The organism is Acinetobacter sp. NigerLNRRAM0016, from assembly GCF_054112845.1.
Genome location: NZ_JBSYVT010000073.1, coordinates 1 through 5513 on the forward strand (window position 1 = coordinate 1; position 5513 = coordinate 5513).

Consider the following 5513-nt stretch of genomic DNA (forward strand, 5'->3'; position numbering starts at 1 on the left):
ATTGTGTAAGTACTTTAACTGTACGATGAATGATTTGTTTGAGTTTAAGGAAGAAGTTGAAGAAAAAGATTAATTAATACTTCGTTTGATAAGTTTTCCATACGGGTATAATACTGAATTTTATAAAACTTCATCGAAAACATATATTTACTTTACTATTTATATAAAGGAATCAATCGAATGATAGAGGTATTTTTCTTATAACTTAGTTAAGAAGAGGGGCTAATGACCCACAATAGCGGTAACTATTGTGGGTTTGTTCCATGTAATGCAAATTGCCGTACACGGAATTTAAAATGACTTCACTGCAACTCTCATCTTACGTTGCGATTGTACTTATTGCAAGATTTTGAGTCTTTTTACATGATTTTTCATTTCACCATTTAAATTACTTCTTTTTATCATGTCGATAATTTTGGGTGCCAAGGCTTGTCGCCATAACATTTGAAATTGAACGTTCGATAGATGTCCGCAATCCATCGAATAGCTGAACCTCATTTGAGGTTCGCAGAGAGTCCAATATATTTTCGCCCAAGGATTCTATAATTGCTTTGGGATTTCTGATTCTAAATTGGTCACTTTCAGCCAGTTTGATGAGATGCGAAAGATCTGGAAATGTTTTACTACCAGCCAGTTTGAGTGCCATTTTATTATCAATTGATTTATAAATGAGTGTATGCGTAATATCGAAAGGTGGTGAAACAAAAATGTTCTTCATATCTGAGGAATATTGCAAAGCAAAGTTTTTAAGATGCGCGTCGCCATTACCGATTAGACAGTTGAATACGATGTATTTATACATTTTTTCAACTTCAGCTGCGCTACCCGTATATAGATAAGTTGCTTTCAACAGTGTTTCATAGCTACCAGTATATTTTGCACATGGATCATTTGACTTTTTCATGAGCGTCGTAAAGTCTTCATAACCTAATTTTGTTCCATCACTGGTTTTATCAAACCGTTCTACAACATATGTTTCTAAATTTTCAGACAAGTAAGTCTTAGGTGGCTCAAGTCCACAATGCTGTGCAGCCTGCATACAAACATACTCATTGACTGTGAGTAATGGAAATTCAGAATCAAAGGACTTTACAATCAAATCCCTCTGTTGAACTGTTCTATCTGTTTGAACAGTATTCGCATTCGGAATGCTCACTTTTGGTTGCATCCCAGCCAATGAAGTCCTGAGATAGTATTTATCTAAGAGTTGTGGGAAAAGGGGCTCTTTACTATGGTAGGATAGAATTTCACTTAAGTTCAAAGATTCTATCTCGGGCAAATTTAACTCACTTTGATAAGAAAGCATTCCAATGCCTTGATCACCTTGTAGTGCCAAGAAATACATGTTATTGACTTTGGCATATCTGGCAAGCCTTTCAGTAATCAACCGTCGATTAAAGCCTTCTGGTAAGTTCTGGGCAAAGATTGGATGTAATGCACTGGAAGAATAACCATCCATGCCTCGTTGAGTCATGGTGAGTGACACATGCTGTTTTTCTTGTAATGGCTGATAATAGTGAACTGAACCATAGGTCAATACGCCTAATTCAGCTTGATTGGCACACACCGTGATATTGCTGATTTTGGCAGGAATATTGGTTTGATATTTCACTTGTCGTCCTCAGAAAACATATTTTCAATCTCATCCCAATGAGGCAGTGAATGTTGCTTTGGAGATACATTAAACTGCAAACCAACCGCATCAAGTACACGTTCAAAGATGTCAAAAGAACCTGTAAATCGGCCATTTTCGATCTCTGATATTGTAGTTTTATTGATTCGAATCAATTCGGATAGTTTTTGCTGTGTATAGCCAAGGTTTTTTCGTTCTATACGAACTTTTTTACCAATTTCTACTCTACTCGCCATAGCAATTTGACCATAATATATTAGCTATATGGTTAATATATTAAATAAAAATTATAAAATTAGCTATATAGCTAATTTAAATCGTAAATTAGTGATTAGATTTGGCTGATAGTCCTAAAGTTACCGACTAGAGCAATGCAGTTGGTCATGGGTAATTTGATCTTCCAGTCGAGTAACACAAGTGTTTATTCAACTTGGTGTTGATTACTTGCATGTTTAACAGCATGAGGACAAGGCAATTAGATAGGTCTGAATACAATTTTACGTTATGCTGTAGAAAATCATTTTTAATCTGATAGGACTAAAGACAATGTACTATTTCGCAGAGGATCCCTTCTAGGTAATGTCACCTAGGAGGAACAATGAAAAAACTGAAATACCAGTATCTACAATCTGTCAAAATACGCCCTCATGATTATTTTTCGAAACAATATCCCAGCATGAGAAGTGTGTATTTCAAAAAGTTTAGTACACAACAGGAGCGAAGTTTTTATTTCATGCATTGTATTGAATATAAAGATTATCCGCTAAATATCCGTGTTGCGCGTGGTAAGGGTCTTCCGTATGTCTGGGATGATTTTCCAAGCTATGTCTATAAATGGGCGAAGAGTTGGAAGCATAATTCCAAGCGAAAAAATCAGTACTATAAAGAACATATGGAATGAAAAATGGGGGCATTTAGCTCCCATTTTTCACTTATCGTTTAGAGTTTTATGATTCTTTATTTTTACGCATGATTTTTTAATCTCAGACCAATCAAGTTGATTAATTCGACTAGCTTTAACCTTTTTACGTCGGATTGCACCCGCCTCTTTAATCGAAGCAATTAAGTCTTTAAATACCTGCGGATCCATACAGTTCCTTCCTCAAAAATTAACATGTCACACTCAATTCTCTTGGCGATGATATTCAGGTTTGTGAAACAATGCCTAGCATACCCTAAAGCAACACTCAGAATGTCCCGGATTTTATGTATCATTTAAATGATTTTTAATCATATATAACATGTAACTTTGATATTAAAGATTTATAATTTACGAAATTGTTCATTTTTATCCAATTGGGGAGTGAAAGAGTGAAAGGTCAAAAAGTAGGTTATGTCCGGGTGAGTTCAGTCGAGCAAAATACAGGACGTCAACTTGAGGGAATTGAAATCGACCGGATTTTTGTTGACCGAGCTTCGGGTAAAAATACCGACCGACCGAAATTTCAGGAAATGTTGAACTATGTCCGGGAAGGGGACAGGGTGATTGTACATTCCATGGATCGTTTTGCTCGAAGCTTAAAAGATTTAGTCACTGAAGTAGATAAACTGGTCAAACGAGGAATTGCCATCCAGTTCGTAAAAGAAAATATTACTTTCACTGCTCAATCTACCCCGATGGATAATTTGATGCTGCAATTGATGGGCGCTTTTGCACAGTTCGAACGTGAGATCATTTTAGAGCGTCAAAAAGAAGGAATAAAACTGGCCTCTGCTCAAGGAAAGTACAAAGGGCGTGTACATAAATTGAAACCTGAACAGGCTGAAGCTTTAAGACAAGAATGGAAGGAAGGAAAGTACCCTTCAAAAATGGCATTAGGCCAGGCATTTGGAATTAGTCGCCAGGCGGTATACCGCTATTTAAAAGCAAGTGAGTAACTCAATTAAAATGGAAAATATTCGAAATTTTCTTGAAGATAATCAAGTCAAAATCTACTTCTGTACCATCTTTATCGGAGTTATTTTTGGATTAACCATCAGTGGAGCGACGATTTTAGAAAGTTTGATTAACCCTGCACTGGCATTAATGTTATTTGCTACTTTTTTACAAGTACCTATTGCAGAAATTGGCAAGGCATTAAAAAATTTACGTTTTATTTCTGCATTACTTATTACTAACTTTATTGCCTTACCTTTAATTACGGCAGGTCTAATACAATTTTTACCTGAAAACCCACTTATTCGTTTAGCTGTACTTTTTGTTCTACTAGCACCGTGTATTGATTATGTGATTACTTTCACCCATGTTGGGAAAGGTAATGCAAGATTATTACTTGCGATGACACCTGTATTATTGCTTATCCAAATGATCTTATTACCAATTTATCTTGGTGTACTCCTCGGAGAAGAGGTAGCTCAGCTTGTTGAAATTGGTCCTTTTGTCCATGCGTTTGTATGGTTCATTGTTGCACCCTTAGCAATGGCAGCTATAGTTCAGTTCATTGGGAATAGAAATGAACAAGCAGAAAAAGTGGCTGAAAGCCTAAACTTATTTCCTGTACCTGCCACAGCCCTAGTTTTGTTTATCGTCCTAGCATCAGTTATGCCTCAAATTGGGCTTGCAAAAAGTGCAGCTCTTCAAGCTTTACCAATTTATATTTCTTTTGCCATTATTGCTCCATTCGTGGGTTGGATAATTGCTCGTATTTTTCGATTAGAATCTGGCTCTGCTAGTGCTGTGTCCTTTTCAGCATCATATAGAAATTCATTTGTTATTCTTCCATTAGCTTTTGCAATTCCGGGAAGTATGCCCATAATTCCTGCTGTAATCTTGACTCAGACTATCGTTGAACTATGCTTTTTACCAATTTATATTCGTCTGATACCTCGACTATTCAAAACCTAGAGATTTAAACATTTAAGTAGTTGTTATAGTTAGATAAAAGTATTCAGAAGCCCACGCTTACATCGAGTAATTTAATAAAGGGGGGGGGAGCTAGCTCCCCCCCTCTTTTATTCATTTGCTAATTAAAACTTACTCGCAACTTGATATGTGATGAATGAAAAGATGTAGGCTAATGCAAACAAATAAGTTGCCATAATGATGGGCTGTTTCCAGCTGCCAGTTTCTCGTCTAATTGTTGCTAACGTAGCAAGACAATGGGGAGCAAAAATAAACCATACCAATAATGATAAACCTGTGGCTAACCCCCATCCATCCGGGCCTGAAATTTGACTTAACAGACTTTGAGTTACTGTATCTTCATCACCTGACATCGCATAAATCACCCCAAGAGCAGCAATTACAACTTCCCTTGCTGCCATAGCAGGAATGAGTGCAATACATATTTCCCATGTAAACCCAATAGGCGCAAATATAGGATGAATTAAATGTCCTAACTGACCAGCTAAACTATAGTTAATGGCCGGCATGCTTGCATTATCTGGTGGTTGAGGGAACGTGACTAGCACCCATAACAAGATAGACAGTGCGACGATAATGCCACCAACTAGTTTTAAGAAAATAGTTGCCCTATCATATAAGCCTAATGCAATATTTCTAATATCTGGAATTCGGTATGTGGGAAGTTCAAAAATAAAAATACTTTCAGTTTTATCTTTTCGAACCAATTTCAGAAACACTGAAACTAATAACGCTGAGACTATTCCCGACATATAAAGACCAAAAAGGACTAATCCTTGCAGACTTAACCAGCCGTAGATTAATTGGTTCGGAATAAATGCCGCGATCAATAAAGCATATACTGGCAATCTTGCTGAACAGGTCATCAAGGGTGCAATCATAATTGTTGCTAATCGGTCCCGTTCAGAGCTGATACTTCTGGTTGCCATAATTCCGGGAATCGCACAAGCAAAACTGGATAGCAGAGGAATAAATGAACGGCCGCTAAGCCCGGCTTTAGACATTAATTTATCTAAA

6 protein-coding genes and 1 pseudogene are annotated in these 5513 nt (G+C 36.8%); 4 read left to right on the plus strand and 3 right to left on the minus strand.

Annotation, left to right across the window (positions count from 1 at the left end; translation table 11 throughout):
- Nucleotides 1-73 (plus strand): annotated as a pseudogene (locus ACWQ4X_RS19345) (helix-turn-helix domain-containing protein); the annotation flags it as partial.
- A 315-nt stretch (nt 74-388) separates the two neighbouring features.
- On the opposite strand, the gene ACWQ4X_RS19350 reads toward ACWQ4X_RS19345, so the two are convergent.
- Nucleotides 389-1612: a type II toxin-antitoxin system HipA family toxin gene (locus ACWQ4X_RS19350; RefSeq protein WP_457904642.1), complete on the minus strand. Its 1224-nt coding sequence runs from the start codon at nt 1610-1612 to the stop codon at nt 389-391.
- The gene (locus tag ACWQ4X_RS19355; RefSeq protein WP_457904643.1) at nt 1609-1869 is read right to left on the minus strand and encodes a helix-turn-helix domain-containing protein; all 261 of its coding nucleotides are present in this window, start codon (nt 1867-1869) and stop codon (nt 1609-1611) included. The genes ACWQ4X_RS19350 and ACWQ4X_RS19355 overlap by 4 nt, the downstream gene beginning before the upstream one ends.
- A gap of 362 nt (nt 1870-2231) precedes the next feature.
- On the opposite strand from ACWQ4X_RS19355, the gene ACWQ4X_RS19360 reads away from it, so the two are divergent.
- The 3 genes from ACWQ4X_RS19360 (at nt 2232) to ACWQ4X_RS19370 (ending at nt 4478) form a co-directional block, all read left to right on the plus strand.
- Nucleotides 2232-2534 carry a hypothetical protein gene (locus ACWQ4X_RS19360; RefSeq protein ID WP_077165843.1) on the plus strand — a complete coding sequence of 101 codons (303 nt, stop codon included), beginning with the start codon at nt 2232-2234 and terminating at the stop codon, nt 2532-2534.
- Nucleotides 2535-2944: 410 nt separating this feature from the next.
- The gene (locus tag ACWQ4X_RS19365) at nt 2945-3511 is read left to right on the plus strand and encodes a recombinase family protein (RefSeq protein WP_004758168.1); all 567 of its coding nucleotides are present in this window, start codon (nt 2945-2947) and stop codon (nt 3509-3511) included.
- A gap of 10 nt (nt 3512-3521) precedes the next feature.
- On the plus strand, nt 3522-4478 hold the full coding sequence (locus ACWQ4X_RS19370) for an arsenic resistance protein (protein ID WP_004665958.1): 957 nt from the start codon (nt 3522-3524) through the stop codon (nt 4476-4478).
- 122 nt (nt 4479-4600) lie between these two features.
- On the opposite strand, the gene ACWQ4X_RS19375 is transcribed toward ACWQ4X_RS19370, so the two are convergent.
- Nucleotides 4601-5513 (minus strand): nucleoside recognition domain-containing protein (locus ACWQ4X_RS19375; protein WP_457904644.1); only part of this gene is annotated, 913 nt, incomplete at its 5' end.

Coding starts and splice junctions, on each gene's coding strand:
- ACWQ4X_RS19355 (WP_457904643.1), bottom strand. CDS start 1,869: ATGGCGAGTAGAGTAGAAATTGGTAAAAAAGTTCGTATAGAACGAAAA.
- ACWQ4X_RS19360 (WP_077165843.1), top strand. CDS start 2,232: ATGAAAAAACTGAAATACCAGTATCTACAATCTGTCAAAATACGCCCT.
- ACWQ4X_RS19370 (WP_004665958.1), top strand. CDS start 3,522: ATGGAAAATATTCGAAATTTTCTTGAAGATAATCAAGTCAAAATCTAC.